The organism is Acinetobacter sp. L-24, assembly GCF_056857555.1.
Genome location: NZ_JBSXNI010000045.1, coordinates 13,469 through 30,651, shown reverse-complemented (window position 1 = coordinate 30,651; position 17,183 = coordinate 13,469). Strand labels below are relative to the sequence as shown.

Genomic DNA, 17,183 nt, shown 5'->3' with positions numbered 1-17,183 from the left:
CTCGCAAGGCGAGAGCTAGGCTCGAAGCAGAAATGTAAAGCACTGCTTTTACATTGATGCAAGAAGGTAAATAGTCAAAGCACTGCTTTTACATTGATGCAAGACAAGAGCTATGCTCGAAGTGAGCATGTAAGCAAAACATTGCCGTTGATCTGCTGAGCAGACATTTTGTAACTTTAGCTATGTGCTTGAAGATACAGATAAATTAAAATTCTGTGTGATTTGTGATCTAGAGGATGACTTTTGTATCCTGATCACATAGGATGAAGTGATAGTAGGGGCATAACTGCTGTTATGCCTTTTCTATATGTCCCGATTAATAAGAGGAAAATCCCAAGTGTTTGGAAAAACGCAACGCGGTGTATCTGAAAGACCGAATAAGCCTAAAAAGCCACTTATTCCAACCTGGCTCGGCACACTCGTGATCATTTTAATCGTGTTAAGTTTTTTGATGGCACTGATGCTCTGGAAGCCATGGGAACCAGTTAAACCGAAAACTCAAACAAGTGCTGAATCTGTCCAAGAAGAAGATACCAATAAAGATTACCGTTTTTATGATCTCTTGCCACAGCAACAAGTGACGCCAATTCCTGAACAGGCCGTCCCTGAAAACAAAAATCAGGATACGGTAGTGATTGTAGAAGCACCTCGACCTGAAGTGGCTACACCTGAGGCGACCACAACTGAGCCTGGCTTAGAAGCCAGCGAAGCACCTGTTGCCGCTCCGGCCAGTTATATTCTGCAAGTTCGCAGCTTTGATGATCCAGATCAAGCCGATGCCCGCCGTGCCGAAATTATTCTCAATGGTTTATCTGCCGATGTGGTACGCAGTGTAGAAAATGGCAAAGTCTGGTATCGCGTGGTTTCAGGCCCTTATGATTCTGCAGAAGCCGCAATTATCGCGCAGCAAACCTTGCAGAATAGCGGTATCGATTCCATCGTCGTGAAACGATAAATTTCTAGAAATGAAAAAAAGCGCCTGATGGTGCTTTTTTTATTTGGATCTCTCTAACCGTCTCCTTAATAGGAGAGGAAATCCCCCTTTTTTAAAGGGGGACTGAGGGGGATTTTTATTTATTCTAAACGAGAAAATATTTAATCCCTCCAACCTCCCTTTAATAAAGGGAGGCTAAAATCTTTAAACTGTATGCCCCAGCGCTTCACCCATATTCACCAAAGAATTGGCCTTGAACGCGGCATCCCATTGCATTTTATTTTCTTCAAATAAAATCACTGCCGTTGAACCGAGGTAGAAACGCCCCAGTTCTGCCCCTTTTTCCAGGAACAGATCATGCTGATTAAGTTCGATTCGTCCTGAAGGCTTCACTTTGCCGGTTGCCACCGTTTCAATACCCGCTACAATCATCGCACCGACCAATACCACCGCCATACGACCGATTTCAGTATCAAACAGACAGACCATACGTTCATTGCGTGCAAACAGGCCCGGAATATTTTCTGCGGTCACCTGATTGACCGAGAATAGCTCGCCCGGTACATATAACGTTTCAGTCAAGGTGCCAGCAAATGGCATATGCACCCGATGATAATCACGTGGCGACAAATATACGGTCGCGAATTCACCATTTTTGAATGGCTCAGCCAGTTGCGGATCAGCAATCAGGGCTTCAACGGTAAATTTCTGGCCTTTGGCCTGAAACACATCGCCATTTTCAATTTTACCCAGCTGGGAAATCGCACCATCTGCAGGCGAAACAATGCTCGTAGCATCTGGATCAACCGCACGGATACCTTCTTTTAGGGCACGCGTAAAAAATTCATTAAATGACTTGAATTTCAGGGCATTGGCCTGTTCAGCAATCGACATATCAATGCCATACTGCGCCTTAAAGGCAGTAATTGCAGCAGTTTTGATAATCGGGTTTTCGCTGGCGGCAATTTTACCCACCACCCGAGACAAGCGATGTTGCGGTACTAATCGTTGAGCTTTAATAAAAAACTGTTGTTTTAAAAGTGATGTGATGCTCAAGATGGCAGCTCCCCTGTAGCGATTGGACTATCGAGGCGGTTGCCCCATTCACTCCACGCACCATCATAGGCTCGAATTTTCCAGCCCAGTAAACGACCCAGAATATAGGCCAAACCTGAGCGGTGATGGGACTGGCAGTACACCACAACGGGTTGATTCAAATCAAAGCCCAGTTGTTCCAGACGCTGCTGAGTACGTGGTAAAGGCTGTAATTTTAAATGATTTTCACGATTAAGGGCAGTACTCCATTCAAAATGACGTGCTCCCGGAATGTGACCGCCGCGTCGAGCCGCTAAACGTAGGCCAGTATATTCATCTTCTGTACGGCAATCCCAAATTTGAACCTGTTGATTTTCAACCTGTTGGCGCAGTTCATCATAGCCAATCTGAAAATTCGCCTGATGCTCAAGATTGACCTGCAACACGTTCTTCACTGGTGCAAACTGTTCCTGACTGGAAGAAGTCGGCAAGCCTGAACCGAGCCAGGCATGAATCCCACCATTCAATAAGCTGGTATTTTCAAAGCCCAGACAATGCAGGTTCCAGAGCAAACGCCCTGCCCATGCCCCGCCCTCATCATCATAAGCCACCACATGATGTTCAGGAGAAATATTCAGATAATCAATGAGAGTCTGCAAGCCTTCCGCGTCCGGCAACAGTCCCATTGCCGTTTCTTCCTGACGCACCAGAAGTTTAGGCTTTAAATGCAAGGCGTGCGGAATATGCAGCTGCTCATACACAGAGGCACGGCTCAGGTCGACAATACGAAGTTTTTCATGGCCCAAATAGGGAACTAAATCTTCTGCCTCAATCAGCAGGCCAAAATTAAAAGCTGCAGCGGTCATCGTTATCATGGCTATTATTGGTCAAATCCTGTTGATCTTAGCACAGCTGGTTTTTAGACTTATGCGCTTTCTTTGCAGATGATTAGCAAGATTTTAGCTAAACCCTAGTCTTAAATACTCTTGCATAAAAAAACCGCATCTGCATAGACACGGTTGTTTAAAATTATGAATTGTTCAAACTGACTTAGGCAGGTTCATTGATCTCAAAAACCTGACGTAAATAGGCCAGGAACGTATCATTATCGGTCATGGTTTTGCCCGGACTATCCGAGATTTTGGCTACTGACTGACGGTTACATTCCACCAGTTTCAGCACAATATTGAGTGGGGTTTGCCCCATATCATTGGTCAGATTCGTGCCAATGCCGAAACTGACCTGAAAACGGTCTTTAAAGTACTGATGCAATTTCCAGGCTTTTTCCAGATTCAGGCCATCACTAAAAGTCAGCATCTTGGTTTTGCTGTCTATTTTCAGCTTTTTATAATGCGCATAGGCCTTGTCACCCCATTCATAAGGGTCGCCACTATCATGACGCAAGCCATCAAACAGCTTGGCAAAGTACAGGTCAAAGTCGCGCAGGAATGCATCCATCCCCACCACATCGGTCAAGGCAATACCCAAGTCACCACGATATTCCTGTACCCAGCTTTCCAGTGCAGATTTCTGGAAATTACGTAAACGTACGTCCAGCGCCTGAAAAGCTTGCAGGAATTCATGCGCCATGGTACCAATCGGGGTAATGCCCAGCTCTTTGGCTAACAGTACATTACTGGTCCCACGGAACACATGCGGTGCGGCTTTGTGAAATTCTTCGACCACATGCTTTTGCCAATCGAAACTGTAACGGCGACGCGTACCAAAATCTGACACCAAGAATGGTGGATCATTGGGGTTTTGCGCAGTGTCATACTGTTTTAACAGCTCGATTTTGGCTTTTAAACGGCGCTCGCCTTCTGCCAATACTTCAGGCGTGCGAATGCGGCTGAAATACAGTTCATTGACAATAGCGAGAACGAATATCTCAAACATCATCGCCTGAACCATCGGGCCTTCCACCACAATATCCAGACGGCCTTGACTGTCGATACTGGCCTTGATGAAACGGCGCTTGAGCTGGAACAGTTCCAGATAATCGACAAAGTCGCTTTTGATAAAACGTAAGCTTCTTAAATATTGCAGTTCATGTTCTTTGAATTTTAGCTGACACAGCAGGTCCAGTTGATGATTCAGGTCATCCAGAATATCCGTCAGTGGATAGACTGTATCTTCCAGATTACGACAACGGAAATGGTAGACACTATGCGTTTGCGGAAACTTGTGTAAGACCACTTGTAACATAGTGAATTTGTACAAGTCAGTATCTAACAGAGAATGGATAATTGGAGCCATAACTAAGGGAATATCGCTGTGCTTATCTCTGCATTAAAGCATAAAAAGTCATGCAATAATGCAGGATTTACGTACAGCTGGCTGTATTTGCGAAAAAAGTATCAGAAGCATAACCCGGTTTATTTCTGGGTGTTGGTCTGAGCTTTTTCCTGTTCCTGAATCAGTTTCTGTAGCTGTTTTTCCTGGCCAATGACCTTGGCAAATTCGGCTGTGGTCTTTTGTCCGGTTTTTTGCGCCTGGACATCACAGTCCACCTGACGCAACTGCTTGGCAATCGCAAATTCCATCTTGAATAAAGCCCCCATCAAGGCCGTATTGCCTCGATTGTCTCGAGCACAGCGGTCGGCACCATGTTTAAGCAAACTGCTGACTATCGCTTGATGGCCATAATACGTTGCCATCATCAGTGGCGTATAACCGTCTTTATTGCGTACATCGACCGGAAAGCCATGTTTTAAAAATTCGTTGATAACTTCGCTATTGCCAATTTTGGCGGCAGCAAAGAACAGGTCGATCAGTTCCTGTTGTGAGTTCATCTGAATATTGTCCACGCTTTTAGCGGGGGAGATCTCCTTCGCGACAGTCACGTTTGCGAATGCGGAACCTATCGTGAGAATACTGGCTAAAAACATAGATGACATAACTTTCATGATGAACTCCAGCAGAAATCGAAGGGGAATTTAAGTCTTGAAAGACTGAATTATCCTGAGATGAGATAAAAAACGGAGTGCCTGTAAAACTCCCCCTAGGGTGCAGGAAAGGTTTGGAGTATTACAGGACTTTTTGGAGGTGATGCGCTATGCCCTAGTCACCAGTTCCTCAAGACCAATCGGGATTAGTCTTTTAATTTTGCAGCTTTGGCTTTAACAGTCGCCAGGTTACCGTTTACCGCCTTGGTCATACGTGTACCGTAGTCCGCATCTGCCTTATAGAAGTAAGACAACATGATGTGCTTGGTTTCTGAATCTTTCACTGCGCCTAAATCAGCAGCAAGGTTCATGATCAGGTCATCTTTTTCTTTAGCCGAGTATGAACGGTACAGCTCACCTGCCTGCTTGAAGTTCTGCTCTTTCACGCCAATTTGCTGTACATGACCAGATAATGGTGTTTGTACCGCACGTGCTTTTTCAGTGGCAGCTTTTGGCTCTTTACGGCTTGGCTCATAGTTCACATCCGAGTCACGCTCAGAGATATTCATGTAGCCATCCTGATTATTGTTGTTCACATTTACCACTGGACGGTTCACCGGAATTTGCTGGTGATTCGCGCCTAAACGGTACATTTGGGTATCTGAGTAAGAGAAGATGCGGCCTTGTAGCAGACGGTCTTCTGATGGCTCGATGCCCGGAACCAGATTACCTGGCGCAAATGCCGACTGTTCAGTCTCGTTGAAGAAGTTCTTCGGCATACGGTTCAGGGTTAAAGTACCGACTTTAGTTTCTGGAACCAGCTCGGTTGGCCAGATTTTAGTTGGATCTAATGGATCAAAATCAAAGCTGTTTAGATCTTTAGGATCAAGCACCTGAATATACAGGTCCCATTTCGGGAAGTTACCTGCATAGATGTTGTTATAAAGATCATTGGTCAAGTGGTTGAAATCTTTACCTTGCTGTTCAGCCGCTTCTTTGACGTTCAAGCCCTTCACACCCTGTTTAGAGCGGAAGTTGAATTTCACGTACTTGTATTCGCCTTTGTCGTTATACAGTTTGTAGGCATGTACACCGAAACCGTCCTGTTCGCGGTAGCTGGTTGGGACACCTTGCTTGCCATAAACATAAGTCAGCATGTTGGTTGCCCAAGGCTGGCTAGACAGGAAGTCAAATACACGGTTGGCATCTTGTACATTGGTGACCGGGCTTGGCTTCATCGCATGGATGAAATCCGGGAATTTGATCGCATCACGGATAAAGAAGACTGGCGTCTGGTTACCGACTAAGTCCCAGTTACCTTCCTGGGTATAGAACTTCACTGCGAAACCGTGCGGGTCACGTAAAGTCTCTGGTGAACCTTTACCATGAATTACGGTAGACATACGCACAAAAACTGGAGTTTTGGTACCGGCCTTGAATAAAGAAGCAATTGTTAAATCAGACAGATCTTTCGTAGTAACGAATTCACCATAAGCCCCTGTACCACGCGCATGTACCACACGTTCAGGAATACGCTCACGACCAAAACGTTGCAGTTTTTGAACCAGTTGCACATCTTGCAGCAAAGTTGGACCTTGTGGACCCGCAGTGATCGAGTTCTGGTTATCACCGACTGGCGCGCCATTGTCTTTTGTTAAAGGAGCAGCTTGTGTAGCTGTGACAGTTGCAAGCATTGCAAACAGTAATGAACGCTTAAACATTTCTAAATCTCTCAATTTATTACCTTTCCTGCATGGGCTAAGATACGCCAACACAATAAATAGATAAAACAGATTATTTTTATTAATTCAATCGCTTTAATGGATTTAAAAAAATTAATCAATTGATTTTCAGATATTTAAAGTTCATAAAAACAGCATCTCATACTTCTCCAGATTTTATTTTTGCTACAATCACGTCCATCTATCATTAGCAGTCCATATGTAAAATGCGTGCCTTATTACAAAGAGTTTTAGAAGCTAAAGTCGTGGTCGAGGGTGAAACCACTGGGGAAATTGAAAAAGGAATTCTGGTTTTTCTAGGTTTAGGCAAAGACGATAATCTGGAAAAAGGCAAAAAGCTGATTGATAAAATATTGAAATACCGCTTCTTTGATGATGAACAGGGCAAAATGGGCTGGAACGTTGCCCAGGCTGGCGGTGGTATATTGCTGGTTTCACAATTTACCTTGATGGCACAGACCCAGAAGGGTTTACGTCCAGACTTTGGCCCAGCTATGCCGCCTGCCGAGGCTAAAGCACTTTATGAGCAGCTGGTAGAATATGCCCAAAGCCAGTTTGAACATATGCAAACCGGTATTTTTGCCGCCGACATGAAAGTCCATCTGGTCAATGATGGACCGGTGACGTTTAATTTAGAAGTTGAATAACGACATTATTCATCACATTAAAAAAGCCCTCTAATGAGGGCTTTTTCTTTTAAAAATCTTTCATCCTTTCACCCCCCTCTTTGTGTTTCTCCCAAAGGTAGAAAGAAAAGGTTGGATGAAAGATTTTTAACTTATTTACCAGTTTTCTCTTTAATAAACTGACGTACCATTTTCACTTTTTCTTTGACTGGCTTTGGCAGTTTTGGTGGAATCATTTTTGCCACCTGGTTAAACCAAACCAGCAGGCCAAAGTCGCCTTCCATTTTAATGGTGCCACTTTGCATGCCGGTCATAAATGCCGTCGGGTCACCTTTGACCAAGGTCTTCACACCCTGCTCACTGTCAGCAAACTGCAACACAAAATCAGCTTTTTCAGCATCACCAGAAACGGTATCGATATGACCGTTATCCACAATAATCTGACGTGCCATACCTTCATCCGTACCAATCTGGATACGGAATTGACGCCCATGTACCAGTTCAATGAATTTTGGGCTGGTACGTGCCAACTGCTTCATACGTAAAGCTAAACCTGCGACCAGTAAGTCCAGCGGATCTGTACTCATATCAATAAGAGGAAGTTTTAACACAGGAATGGACGACAGTTTCATGGAGGATGCCTATTCTAATTGTACGAAAATTGACAAATATCCTAGCATAGTTCTGGGCTAGGTGGATTATGCAGTTTGTATCATATTTCCAAACTGAAAAATGCACCCATGGGTGCATTTTTTTCATTGCAACTTGTAGAATTAACGGCTTGAAAGCTGCTGCTGGTCGTCTTCATACACTGGCGTATGTTCGATGCAACGGCGTTTTGCTAAAGCACGCTCAGCACGACGATCTTCACGCAACAACAGGCCAGTCACGACCATCATGACCGCAGTTAACGCGCTCAGGTAACTATACGTCATTGGTAGCTCAAACCAGGTTTGAGTTCCTACACGAATCACCTCGATCAGGCCCCATACCAGCATCCCGGCCGCCATAAAGCTTAACCAGCGACGATAAGGCGAGAAGAACACAGCAAGCACAGCTACAGCGACTAAACTGAAGCCCACAATCGTTGCTAAATTCGCTGTTACCATATAACCCCCTCCATCCAGATAGATAGTTTCCGCTTGATATTGCAACGCTTCTATCTATTGAATTTCGTTAAATCAATAAAATGGAATCTGTTGATTTGTATCTCTATGCCTGCATTATGCTGAGTTTTTTGCATAAAAAAAGTCCTGTCTTCCAGCCTAACGACATACTTTGTCGCGATATTATATTGTCATTACATTTTTTGCTTTTCACATTTTTGTGGATCAATGACTGCACCAATGTTGGCGTGTCATTACAAAATTATCAGTAGTTTTTTTAAGTTAAAAAATTATTTTTCCGTTTAAGATGATCGATGTTTTTGTAGGCAAATTTCATCGCTCACTTATGCAACTCACATCATAAGCAATAAAAAACGCGACCCGGAGGTCGCGTTTAAAATCAATCAAAGCCTGTACTTATGCACGGTTCAGGTCTTTATCATGTACACCGAGCAGATACAGCACACCGTCCAGACCGACGCTAGAAATTGCCTGATTGGCGTTTTGGCGTACCAGAGGTTTGGCACGGAAAGCCACACCAAGTCCTGCAATGGATAGCATTGGTAAATCATTGGCGCCATCACCGACTGCAATGGTTTGTTCCAGGGAAATTCCCATCTCCTGGGCGATTTCACCGAGCAAGAGTGCTTTGCGTGCGCCATCGACGATATGGCCTTTGACTTCACCGGTAACAACACCATCCTGAACATCGAGTGCATTGGCATGCACTTCATCAATATCCAGTTTAGTTTGCAGATATTCAGCAAAATACTGAAAGCCGCCAGAAAGAATTGCAGTACGGTAACCTAGTGCTTTTAAAGTCGAAATCAGGCGTTCAGCTCCTTCGGTAATCGTCAGGCGCTCGGCAATTTTCGGAAGTACCGAAGCGTCCATGCCTTTTAACAAGGCGACACGTGCACGGAAGCTTTGCTGGAAGTCCAGCTCGCCTTGCATAGCACGTTCGGTAATTTCTGCGACCTGTTCACCAACACCGGCTTCAATCGCCAGTTCGTCAATAACTTCCTGTTCGATCAGGGTTGAGTCCATATCGAAGCAAACCAGACGGCGGTTACGGCGATAGGCATTGTCTTCTTGTACCGCGACATCGACATTCAGTTCATTCGACAGGCTGAGGCAGGCCGCGCGCATGGCAGCTGCATCTAGCATCTGTCCGCTTAAACCGAACTGGACACAGGCACGTTTTGGCCCGCTGCTCTGGCCATCTAAAATGGGGCGACCAGACAGACGGGTCACGGTTTCAATATTAAAACCCTGACCCGAGACAATCTGGGTCACGGCTTGCAGATGAGAGGCATTTAATTCAGGGGCCAATGCCGTTACGATATAACGTGTGCGTCCACCCTCTTTGACCCACTGATCATATTCAGTCGCAGAGATCGGTTTAAAGCGCACAGTTAACCCGATATCATGTGCTAGAATCAGGATCTCCTTCATGGCTAATGCTGTCGCTGTCTGGTCTTCAGAGGCTACAACAATACCTAAGGTTAACTGATTATGAATAACCGCTTGCCCTACATCTAAAATCTGTAGGGAATGGGCGGACAAAACCTGCATTAATCGTGTAAATTGATTAGGCTGGTCAGGTCCTAAGAATGATATAAGAATGATTTCTCGCATGAATTGACTCGGGTCTGAGCTACAACTATTGTTAGAATCATAATCGAAATTGAACAGAATTGCCTTGGAAGTTTACGTTGAATGCGCCTAGACAAGGGCTATTTGCTAGCCTATTGATTGTAAGTTTTGCTCTGCATACCTTTTTACTGGTATTGGCAACCACTCACCAACTGAATGAAAACCGTGCCAATCAGGGACAGCTGATCACCAGTCAACTGGTGACAGACAGCCTGTCTGAGCTTGAACCACCCAACCGCGTTTCTCTGGCGTTGCTGGCAAATCGTTATGCCACCAATCCAAGTGTCGCTTCCATCCGGATTCTAGATGCGAAAGCTCAGGTTTTAGCCACTGGCGGACTGACCAAAACCCGCGAGGGTGAAGTTTTTGTCCGTGATGCGCTGCAAAATGAGAAAAAAGTCGGTGTGATTGAAATCACTCTGATTGAACCAAGTATTGGTGAAATTCTGCGGACACAATGGCTGGCAATTCTGTTCTCGTTCATCATTCATGGTCTGCTCTGGGTCGCTTATCGTGCCGTGGCACGTCCAAGCCGAACCGAATATCTGGCGCACATCAATAACGAATCGCGACTGAAATTCGAGATTCAGACCCTGACCCAGGCATTGGAACAGGAAAAGCATAATGCGGCACTGGCGATTGCCCAAGCCCAACAGGCAGTGAAAAACAAAGCCAAAGAAAAAGAACATAAGCCGGCAATACTGGAAAGCGATAGCCTGAGCTTAAACATCCAGTTCTACGATCCAAAACAGTTACTGGATAGCGTGAATAAAACCGTTTCGGTGCCTTATTTCAATCTCTGTCAAATTTTCCTGAATAAAGCCACTGAACTCTGTGTGCAACGCTATAAGTTAAATAGTTCTGATATTTGTACCGTACATAAATTTGATGAAAAAGGTGCCACCATCAGTATCGCAGCAGACAAACCGAATGCCCTGGCCTGCCTGACCATGATCAGTGCCGTGTTCCAGCTGCTTTCGGAAGTGCTGTATAAACGTTATCGTGAAGAAAAACGTTTTGTGCTACAAACCCGCAGCGCGATTGCCTCTAAAGTCGAGGAGATGCAGCTCAGTTCGGTACAGGCCGCTGAGCGTCTGACTCAGCATCTGGTCGCGAAAGAAAGTGCCTTACATGTACCGAATAGCTTGCTGAAAGATGTGAGTGATCACTTCCAGCTGGTCAGCATGCCGAATCCAACCAATGTCCTGACCCGTCATGCTTTTGTGGTGAATGGGATGGATGCTGAAAGCGCCGAGCTGGCACAGACTTTTAGAACCGAAATTCTAAAATCCAAACAGTCCAAAGCCTCATAAATATCACTGAATATTGCAATTAAAAAAGCCGGATTCAATATCTGGCTTTTTGATGGGTACAAAACAAATACGCCAGCGTATCTTGGCCTACCCTTTAAATTTTTAACTGTTTTTGTTCCAGCAGATATTGCTGGGCATTATAAGGCTGGGCCGGATCCTGACAGGGAACTTTATGCCACTGACCATCGGCATCTAACTCCCATGCATTTTGACAATCTTTTAAATAACTGATCAGGCCATCTTTATAAATCCGTTTTTTCAGCTCTGGATCCAGTACTGGGAAACAGGTTTCAACCCTGGAAAACAGGTTGCGCCCCATCCAGTCGGCACTGGCACAATACAGTTTCTTGGCGCCGCCATGCTCAAAATAATAGACCCGGGTATGTTCCAGGAAACGTCCTACGATTGAACGTACCCGAATATTTTCCGACATACCGGTAACTTGTGGAATCAGACAGCAGATTGAACGCACAATAAGGTCAATTTTTACCCCGGCCTGCGAAGCCTGATACAGGGCAGCAATTAATTGCGGTTCGGTAAGCGCATTCACCTTGATGATGATCTGCGCGGCTTTGCCAGCCAGGGCAAATGTCTTTTCCTGTTCAATCAGTTTCAACAGTTCGCTATGCAGGGTAAACGGCGCATGTAGCAGAGCTTTCAGTTTGGCCATTTTCCCCATACCGGTCAGTTCCTGGAACATGCGGTGCACATCCTCACAGATATCCGGCTGTGTGGTCATCAGGCCGTAATCGGTGTACATGCGGGCATTACCGGCATGATAGTTTCCGGTACCCAAATGCGCATAACGCAGTAATTCCTGATTTTCACGCCGGACGATCAGAATCATTTTGGCATGGGTTTTATAACCCACGATGCCATAGACCACTACTGCACCTGCTTCTTGCAGGATATTGGCCACCATAATATTGGATTCTTCATCGAAACGCGCCCGCAGTTCAATCACGGCCGTGACTTCCTTGCCATTGCGTGCGGCTTCTGCCAGTACCTGAACAATTTCCGAATCCGGACCACTGCGGTACAGCGTCTGCTTGATCGCCAGCACCGCTGGATCCTTGGCCGCTTCGCGCAGCAAAGTAATCACTGGCTGGAATGAATCAAAAGGATGATGCAGCAGCACGTCCTGCGCCTTTAAAATTTCAAAAATACTTTTCTGTTTACGGAAAATTTTGGGAATCACCGGACTGAAATGCGGATACTTTAATTCCGGACGCTCAAAGCTGGTACTCAGACGGGACAAATTGATCGGTCCATCAATCCGGTACAGTTCCTGTTCCGTCAGATCAAATTCATCTAGCAAATAGTCGATAATGTTCTGTGGAGAGTCATTTTCAATTTCCAGACGTACTGCACGACCAAAGCGGCGCGAACACAGTTCGTCTTTTAAGGCTACGGCCAGATCGTCAACATCTTCCGACAATACTAGATCGGCATTGCGGGTGACTCGAAAGGCATAACATCCGGTCGCTTTCATGCCCGGGAACAAATCACTGATATGCTGCTGGATGATCGCAGTCAGAAAAATCTGGGTGGTATTGTTTCCGGTGACGTCTTCCGGAATTTTAATCAGGCAGGGTAAGGAACGTGGTGCCGGCACAATTGCCATCTCGATTTCACGGCCAAAGGCATCTTTACCTTCTAGGCTGATAATAAAGTTCAGACTTTTATTCACCAAACGTGGAAAAGGATGTGAAGGATCCAGGCTGATCGGGGTCAGTACCGGTTGCACTTCTTTGGCAAAAAAGGCTGCAATCCAGGCCTTATGTTTTTCCAGAAGATCCTGATATTGAAGAAACTGAATACCCTGCGCCTGGAGTTCAGGCAGAATTGCATGATTCAGCACCTCATACTGTTTGTTCACTGTGGCATGAATGGACTGGGACAGTTGTTGTAGAACCAGCTCGGTGGGTACAGCATCAGGCGTCCGGGTAGTCGCATTCAGGTCTTGCTGTTTCATCAGCCCGGCAATCCTGATTTCAAAGAACTCATCCAGGTTACGGGAAAAAATAATCAGGAAGTTTAAGCGCTCTAAAATCGGTAAATTCGGATCGAGTGCTTGTGCCAAGACACGACGCTGAAATTCAAATAAGGAAAGTTCCCGATTAAAATAGGTCGCTGACGAATGCTGAAATTGTTCCATGCCCTCTCAATGCTGCTGATTACAGTCTGTTGTTTCACATCATTGAGGGGCGATCTTAGGCAGACTTCATGACACTTATGTTACAAAGCTCGATAAATCCATATAAATTAATATTCTAACTTTTTCACATTATAAAAAATCATGTTCTAGCTTGTTGTGTGCTGTCCTCAAACTGCAATTAGGTGTCTGTTTTTTCAGTTTGTCTGGCAGCCCAATAAGTGGCTAAAGCTGGCCCTGAAATATTATGCCACAGACTAAAAATGGCGCTTGGCAAAGCCGTCATTGGAGATGCAGCAAAATGGGTTGCCGCCAAAGCCACACCCAGACCAGAATTCTGCATCCCGACTTCAATGGATACTGCACGACAGTCTATTTCTGCCAAGTGAAATATGCGACTGGCCCAATAACCCAGTAAATAGCCCATACCGTTGTGTAAGGCCACGATCCCTAAAATCATTAAACCGGACTCCAGAATCTGGGTTTTGCTGCCGGCAATAATCGCCGCGACAATTGCCACAATCGCAATCACAGAAATCAACGGCATGACCTGAATATAGGCCGTAACTTTTTGCTTGAGTAGCGCCCGTACGATTAAGCCCAGAATAATTGGGAATAACACCACCTGTAAGATCGACACCAGCATCGACCAGGCATTGATCTCAATCCACTGACTGGCCAACACATAGAAAATGGCCGGAGTTAAAATGGGCGCCAGTAAAGTCGAAACCGAGGTACAGGCGACCGACAAGGCAGTATTGCCCTTGGCCATATAGGTAATCACATTGGATGCAGTTCCGCCCGGACAGCAACCCACCAAGATTACCCCGATGGCAATCTCTGGTGGCAGCTGGAACAGCTTGCACAGCAAAAAGGCCAAACCCGGCATCACCATAAACTGGGCGACGACGCCAATCGCTACTGCCTTCGGACTTTGCAAGACACTTTTAAAATCTCCGACGGTCATGGTCATGCCCATGCCGAACATGATGATGCCCAACATCCACGGAATATAAGCCCGTAACCAGACAAAAACTTCAGGGATCATCAAGGCAATGCCGGAAAAAAGCAGCACCCATAAAGCAAAGGTTTTTTGGACAAATTGGCTAAACTGGAGCAAGGCTGACATGGGTTTCATCCAGGTGACATTAAGGGAGAAAAAGCAAGATAAAACAGGCACCCGTTGATGCCTGAATTTTTATATTCAAATATAAATAAGATCAAAGGGATATTAAGTTCTATCCCTATCCAGTGTTAAGCTGCTTGAACAATATCTTTCACATAGATACGTTTCACGCCATGCGACAGCATATCCTGCCAGGCATGTTGCAAGGAACCATTCAGGTCAATGCCCTTGGTGGCATCGGCAATCACATAGGTTTTAAAGCCCAGTTTGCAGGCATCGATTGCAGTCCAGGCCACACAAAAGTCCGTAGCAATCCCGACCACAAATACGGTATCAATCCCACGTTCACGCAGATAGCCAGCAAGACCCGTCGGGGTTTTCTGGTCAGCTTCCATAAAGGCCGAGTAACTGTCGATCTGGGAATGAAAACCCTTGCGAATGATGAGTTGTGCTTGCGGTAAATTTAAATCCGGATGCAGTTCGGCATCGCGTGTCCCTTGCACACAATGCTTTGGCCATAAGACCTGAGTGCCATAATCCAGCTGAATGCTGTCATAGGCTACTTTGCCGGGGTGGTTGTCTGCAAAAGAAATATGGTTGTCCGGATGCCAGTCTTGGGTCAGGATAATATGCTTAAAATGCTGCCCCAATAGATTGATATTTGGAATAATCTGGTCAGCATTGGCTACAGCCAGATTACCCCCCGGGGTAAATCCTCTTTGTACGTCTACGACCAGTAAAGCAACATTATTCTGCATCTGTTTTCATCCATTGAAATCTCGATTTATGCCCAAGCATAGCGCAAAATGCTTCAGGATTTTTAGCCCTGCTACTAAAAATGGCATGACTGTGTATTCTCGGCATGTGTATATGAGCAGATCAATAGATTCATTATTTTTGACAAAAAAGGATGGGTTCCGCGCTTGTATCAAGCTAGATCTCTGCAAAAAAATTTAAGATAAAGTGATGAATCTTTCTAATAATAAAACAGTGTATTTAATTCTTAAATTCTGAAAATAAAAAAGCCTGCAAAAGCAGGCTTTTTTAAATCGTTGAACCTTACACTTTAGTACGATTCACCAGGAACAGCATACATAATGCAGAAATGATGATACATGGGATCGCGGCGCTAATAACCCCAGCAGCGCCAAAACCTGCCGTCAGTAACTGACCGGCAATGACTGGCCCCAGCATGGCACCAATACGACCAACTGCAGATGCAACCCCAACACCAGTACCACGCACTTCTGTCGGATAAACGATACTACCAAAGGCATACAGTACACCCTGACAGCCAATCACGAAGGCACCGGCCAATGCGGCTGCCATATACATCTGGTTCAGCGAGCTTGCACCATTTAGCGCCAGTAGACCTGCCAGAATACCGCCGTACATCAACAGGATCACATAGGCTTTCTTCCAGCGGTCGGTCAACATACCTAAAATAATCGTACCAATCGTCGCTGTAACCATGAAGTAGAACTGTGCGGTTGAACCATCCTTACGTGTGAAGCCAAGTTCCATAAACAATGATGGCAACCAGCTCAACATGATGTAAACCACCATCAAGGTAAAGAAGTAGCTCACCCAGATACATAGCGTACGTAACAGGTTGTCCGAATTAAACAGGTCCTTGAATGAACCCTGCGATGCAACAGCAAGTTCTGCAGCCGTTTTGTTCTGTGCTTTCAGGTATTCCTTCGATTCAGGCAAAAATAGCATCATCAACGGAATGGCAAAAATCGGTAACAGGCCACCGAGATAGAAAACATTTTTCCAGTTGGCGCCAAATTCAGTCGCCGCAATCAAAGACAAAATCGCTGCACCGACTGGCATACCGCAGTACATCAAGCCGACTGCACGGCCACGGTTTTGTGGAGAGACTGCTTCAGAGGCGAGTGTGATCAGAATTGGCATCGCGCCGCCCAGACCTGCTCCAGCCAGGAAACGCACTGCCAGCAAGCTGTTAAAGCTATTGACCCAGACGGTACATAAGGTAAATACAGCAAATACTGCTGTCGACCAGATCAAGACTTTCTTACGGCCAATGCGATCTGCAAATCGACCACCAACCAGTGCACCCGGTAATAAACCCAGAATCCCTGCACTAAAAAACACACCCAACTGGGAACTATCGAGACCAAAATGCTCACGAATACCTGCAGCAGCAATTCCGGCTGCCTGAATATCTAAGCCTTCAATCACCGCAATCAGAAAACAGATCGCGACCGTGACGATAGCATGCTTATTGTCTGATTTTTCCATTGGATTATCCTTGTTCAATCAGCGTTACAAAAGACAGCCATCATCTATGAGCCTGATTGCAGAAATAACTATCAATAAGTTGAACGTTTTGCTTGGATATTCCCAAAGGAGCAGAAGCAGATGAAGAGAGGATAAGACCAGATAAAGTCGCAAAAACACTTAATCAGAACATGATAAAGTTCAAGACTTAGACTTTAAGGCTTATACATCAAGTTAAAAAATTAACCGATAAGAAAAAAAATTCTCAATTTATTGATATTTAAAAAAGATTAGTCTTAGTCGTTTTTGGCTTTATTTGTCTTAGTACGAGAGTGCAATCAAGATGTACGAGGTCTCAATT

Annotated in this window: 15 protein-coding genes; 3 read left to right on the top strand and 12 right to left on the bottom strand. The window is 45.2% G+C overall.

All coding sequences use genetic code 11. From position 1 onward, the window contains the following. The first annotated feature begins 337 nt into the window (after positions 1 to 337). Complete coding sequence (locus AC13CK_RS14235; RefSeq protein ID WP_005245641.1) at positions 338 to 955, top strand: SPOR domain-containing protein; 618 nt, start codon at positions 338 to 340, stop codon at positions 953 to 955. A gap of 183 nt (positions 956 to 1,138) precedes the next feature. Here the strand turns inward: AC13CK_RS14235 and asd are convergent, their stop codons facing one another. The 5 genes from asd to AC13CK_RS14210 form a co-directional block, all read right to left on the bottom strand. Next, the gene (gene asd / locus AC13CK_RS14230; protein ID WP_425880069.1) at positions 1,139 to 1,990 is read right to left on the bottom strand and encodes an archaetidylserine decarboxylase; all 852 of its coding nucleotides are present in this window, start codon (positions 1,988 to 1,990) and stop codon (positions 1,139 to 1,141) included. Next, the gene (locus AC13CK_RS14225; RefSeq protein ID WP_482831276.1) at positions 1,987 to 2,835 is read right to left on the bottom strand and encodes a sulfurtransferase; all 849 of its coding nucleotides are present in this window, start codon (positions 2,833 to 2,835) and stop codon (positions 1,987 to 1,989) included. Before AC13CK_RS14225 ends, asd begins: the two co-directional genes overlap by 4 nt. Before the next feature lie 184 nt (positions 2,836 to 3,019). Then, a complete protein-coding gene (pncB, locus tag AC13CK_RS14220; RefSeq protein ID WP_425880070.1) occupies positions 3,020 to 4,225 on the bottom strand; it encodes a nicotinate phosphoribosyltransferase in 1,206 nt (401 codons plus the stop codon). A 119-nt stretch (positions 4,226 to 4,344) separates the two neighbouring features. Next, on the bottom strand, positions 4,345 to 4,875 hold the full coding sequence (locus AC13CK_RS14215; RefSeq protein WP_425880071.1) for an ankyrin repeat domain-containing protein: 531 nt from the start codon (positions 4,873 to 4,875) through the stop codon (positions 4,345 to 4,347). A gap of 185 nt (positions 4,876 to 5,060) precedes the next feature. Next, positions 5,061 to 6,575, bottom strand: coding sequence for a catalase (locus tag AC13CK_RS14210; RefSeq protein ID WP_482831278.1), 1,515 nt, complete (start codon positions 6,573 to 6,575; stop codon positions 5,061 to 5,063). Between the two features lie 227 nt (positions 6,576 to 6,802). Here AC13CK_RS14210 and dtd point away from each other — a divergent pair, with 227 nt between their 5' ends. Beyond that, positions 6,803 to 7,243: a D-aminoacyl-tRNA deacylase gene (gene dtd / locus AC13CK_RS14205; RefSeq protein WP_425880073.1), complete on the top strand. Its 441-nt coding sequence runs from the start codon at positions 6,803 to 6,805 to the stop codon at positions 7,241 to 7,243. A 131-nt stretch (positions 7,244 to 7,374) separates the two neighbouring features. Here dtd and AC13CK_RS14200 read toward each other — a convergent pair whose 3' ends face one another. The 3 genes from AC13CK_RS14200 to serB all read right to left on the bottom strand — a co-directional run bounded on the left by AC13CK_RS14200 (position 7,375) and on the right by serB (position 9,966). Further along, a complete protein-coding gene (locus AC13CK_RS14200) occupies positions 7,375 to 7,854 on the bottom strand; it encodes an SCP2 sterol-binding domain-containing protein (protein ID WP_004647189.1) in 480 nt (159 codons plus the stop codon). A 141-nt stretch (positions 7,855 to 7,995) separates the two neighbouring features. After that, a complete protein-coding gene (gene aciT, locus AC13CK_RS14195) occupies positions 7,996 to 8,331 on the bottom strand; it encodes a ciprofloxacin tolerance protein AciT (protein WP_004647188.1) in 336 nt (111 codons plus the stop codon). A gap of 414 nt (positions 8,332 to 8,745) precedes the next feature. Beyond that, a complete protein-coding gene (gene serB / locus AC13CK_RS14190) occupies positions 8,746 to 9,966 on the bottom strand; it encodes a phosphoserine phosphatase SerB (protein ID WP_409651404.1) in 1,221 nt (406 codons plus the stop codon). Positions 9,967 to 10,043: 77 nt separating this feature from the next. Here serB and AC13CK_RS14185 point away from each other — a divergent pair, with 77 nt between their 5' ends. After that, positions 10,044 to 11,297, top strand: a complete 1,254-nt coding sequence (locus tag AC13CK_RS14185; RefSeq protein ID WP_425880074.1) for a hypothetical protein — start codon at positions 10,044 to 10,046, stop codon at positions 11,295 to 11,297. Between the two features lie 94 nt (positions 11,298 to 11,391). Here the strand turns inward: AC13CK_RS14185 and ppk1 are convergent, their stop codons facing one another. The 4 genes from ppk1 to mhpT form a co-directional block, all read right to left on the bottom strand. Further along, complete coding sequence (gene ppk1, locus AC13CK_RS14180; protein ID WP_425880075.1) at positions 11,392 to 13,455, bottom strand: polyphosphate kinase 1; 2,064 nt, start codon at positions 13,453 to 13,455, stop codon at positions 11,392 to 11,394. A 178-nt stretch (positions 13,456 to 13,633) separates the two neighbouring features. Beyond that, positions 13,634 to 14,581 (bottom strand): bile acid:sodium symporter family protein, encoded by a 948-nt coding sequence (locus tag AC13CK_RS14175; RefSeq protein WP_184413457.1) that lies wholly within the window; start codon positions 14,579 to 14,581, stop codon positions 13,634 to 13,636. A gap of 125 nt (positions 14,582 to 14,706) precedes the next feature. Then, complete coding sequence (gene pncA, locus AC13CK_RS14170; RefSeq protein ID WP_005105311.1) at positions 14,707 to 15,336, bottom strand: bifunctional nicotinamidase/pyrazinamidase; 630 nt, start codon at positions 15,334 to 15,336, stop codon at positions 14,707 to 14,709. A 301-nt stretch (positions 15,337 to 15,637) separates the two neighbouring features. Continuing rightward, positions 15,638 to 16,843, bottom strand: a complete 1,206-nt coding sequence (mhpT, locus tag AC13CK_RS14165; RefSeq protein ID WP_441367352.1) for a 3-(3-hydroxy-phenyl)propionate transporter MhpT — start codon at positions 16,841 to 16,843, stop codon at positions 15,638 to 15,640. Between the last annotated feature and the right edge of the window lie 340 nt (positions 16,844 to 17,183).

What these genes read in the sequence shown, in the direction of transcription:
- AC13CK_RS14225 (WP_482831276.1), bottom strand. Translation starts at nt 2,835, where the DNA reads ATGACCGCTGCAGCTTTTAATTTTGGCCTGCTGATTGAGGCAGAAGAT.
- pncB (WP_425880070.1), bottom strand. Translation starts at nt 4,225, where the DNA reads ATGGCTCCAATTATCCATTCTCTGTTAGATACTGACTTGTACAAATTC.
- AC13CK_RS14215 (WP_425880071.1), bottom strand. Translation starts at nt 4,875, where the DNA reads ATGAAAGTTATGTCATCTATGTTTTTAGCCAGTATTCTCACGATAGGT.
- AC13CK_RS14210 (WP_482831278.1), bottom strand. Translation starts at nt 6,575, where the DNA reads ATGTTTAAGCGTTCATTACTGTTTGCAATGCTTGCAACTGTCACAGCT.
- dtd (WP_425880073.1), top strand. Translation starts at nt 6,803, where the DNA reads ATGCGTGCCTTATTACAAAGAGTTTTAGAAGCTAAAGTCGTGGTCGAG.
- AC13CK_RS14200 (WP_004647189.1), bottom strand. Translation starts at nt 7,854, where the DNA reads ATGAAACTGTCGTCCATTCCTGTGTTAAAACTTCCTCTTATTGATATG.
- aciT (WP_004647188.1), bottom strand. Translation starts at nt 8,331, where the DNA reads ATGGTAACAGCGAATTTAGCAACGATTGTGGGCTTCAGTTTAGTCGCT.
- serB (WP_409651404.1), bottom strand. Translation starts at nt 9,966, where the DNA reads ATGCGAGAAATCATTCTTATATCATTCTTAGGACCTGACCAGCCTAAT.
- ppk1 (WP_425880075.1), bottom strand. Translation starts at nt 13,455, where the DNA reads ATGGAACAATTTCAGCATTCGTCAGCGACCTATTTTAATCGGGAACTT.
- AC13CK_RS14175 (WP_184413457.1), bottom strand. Translation starts at nt 14,581, where the DNA reads ATGTCAGCCTTGCTCCAGTTTAGCCAATTTGTCCAAAAAACCTTTGCT.
- pncA (WP_005105311.1), bottom strand. Translation starts at nt 15,336, where the DNA reads ATGCAGAATAATGTTGCTTTACTGGTCGTAGACGTACAAAGAGGATTT.
- mhpT (WP_441367352.1), bottom strand. Translation starts at nt 16,843, where the DNA reads ATGGAAAAATCAGACAATAAGCATGCTATCGTCACGGTCGCGATCTGT.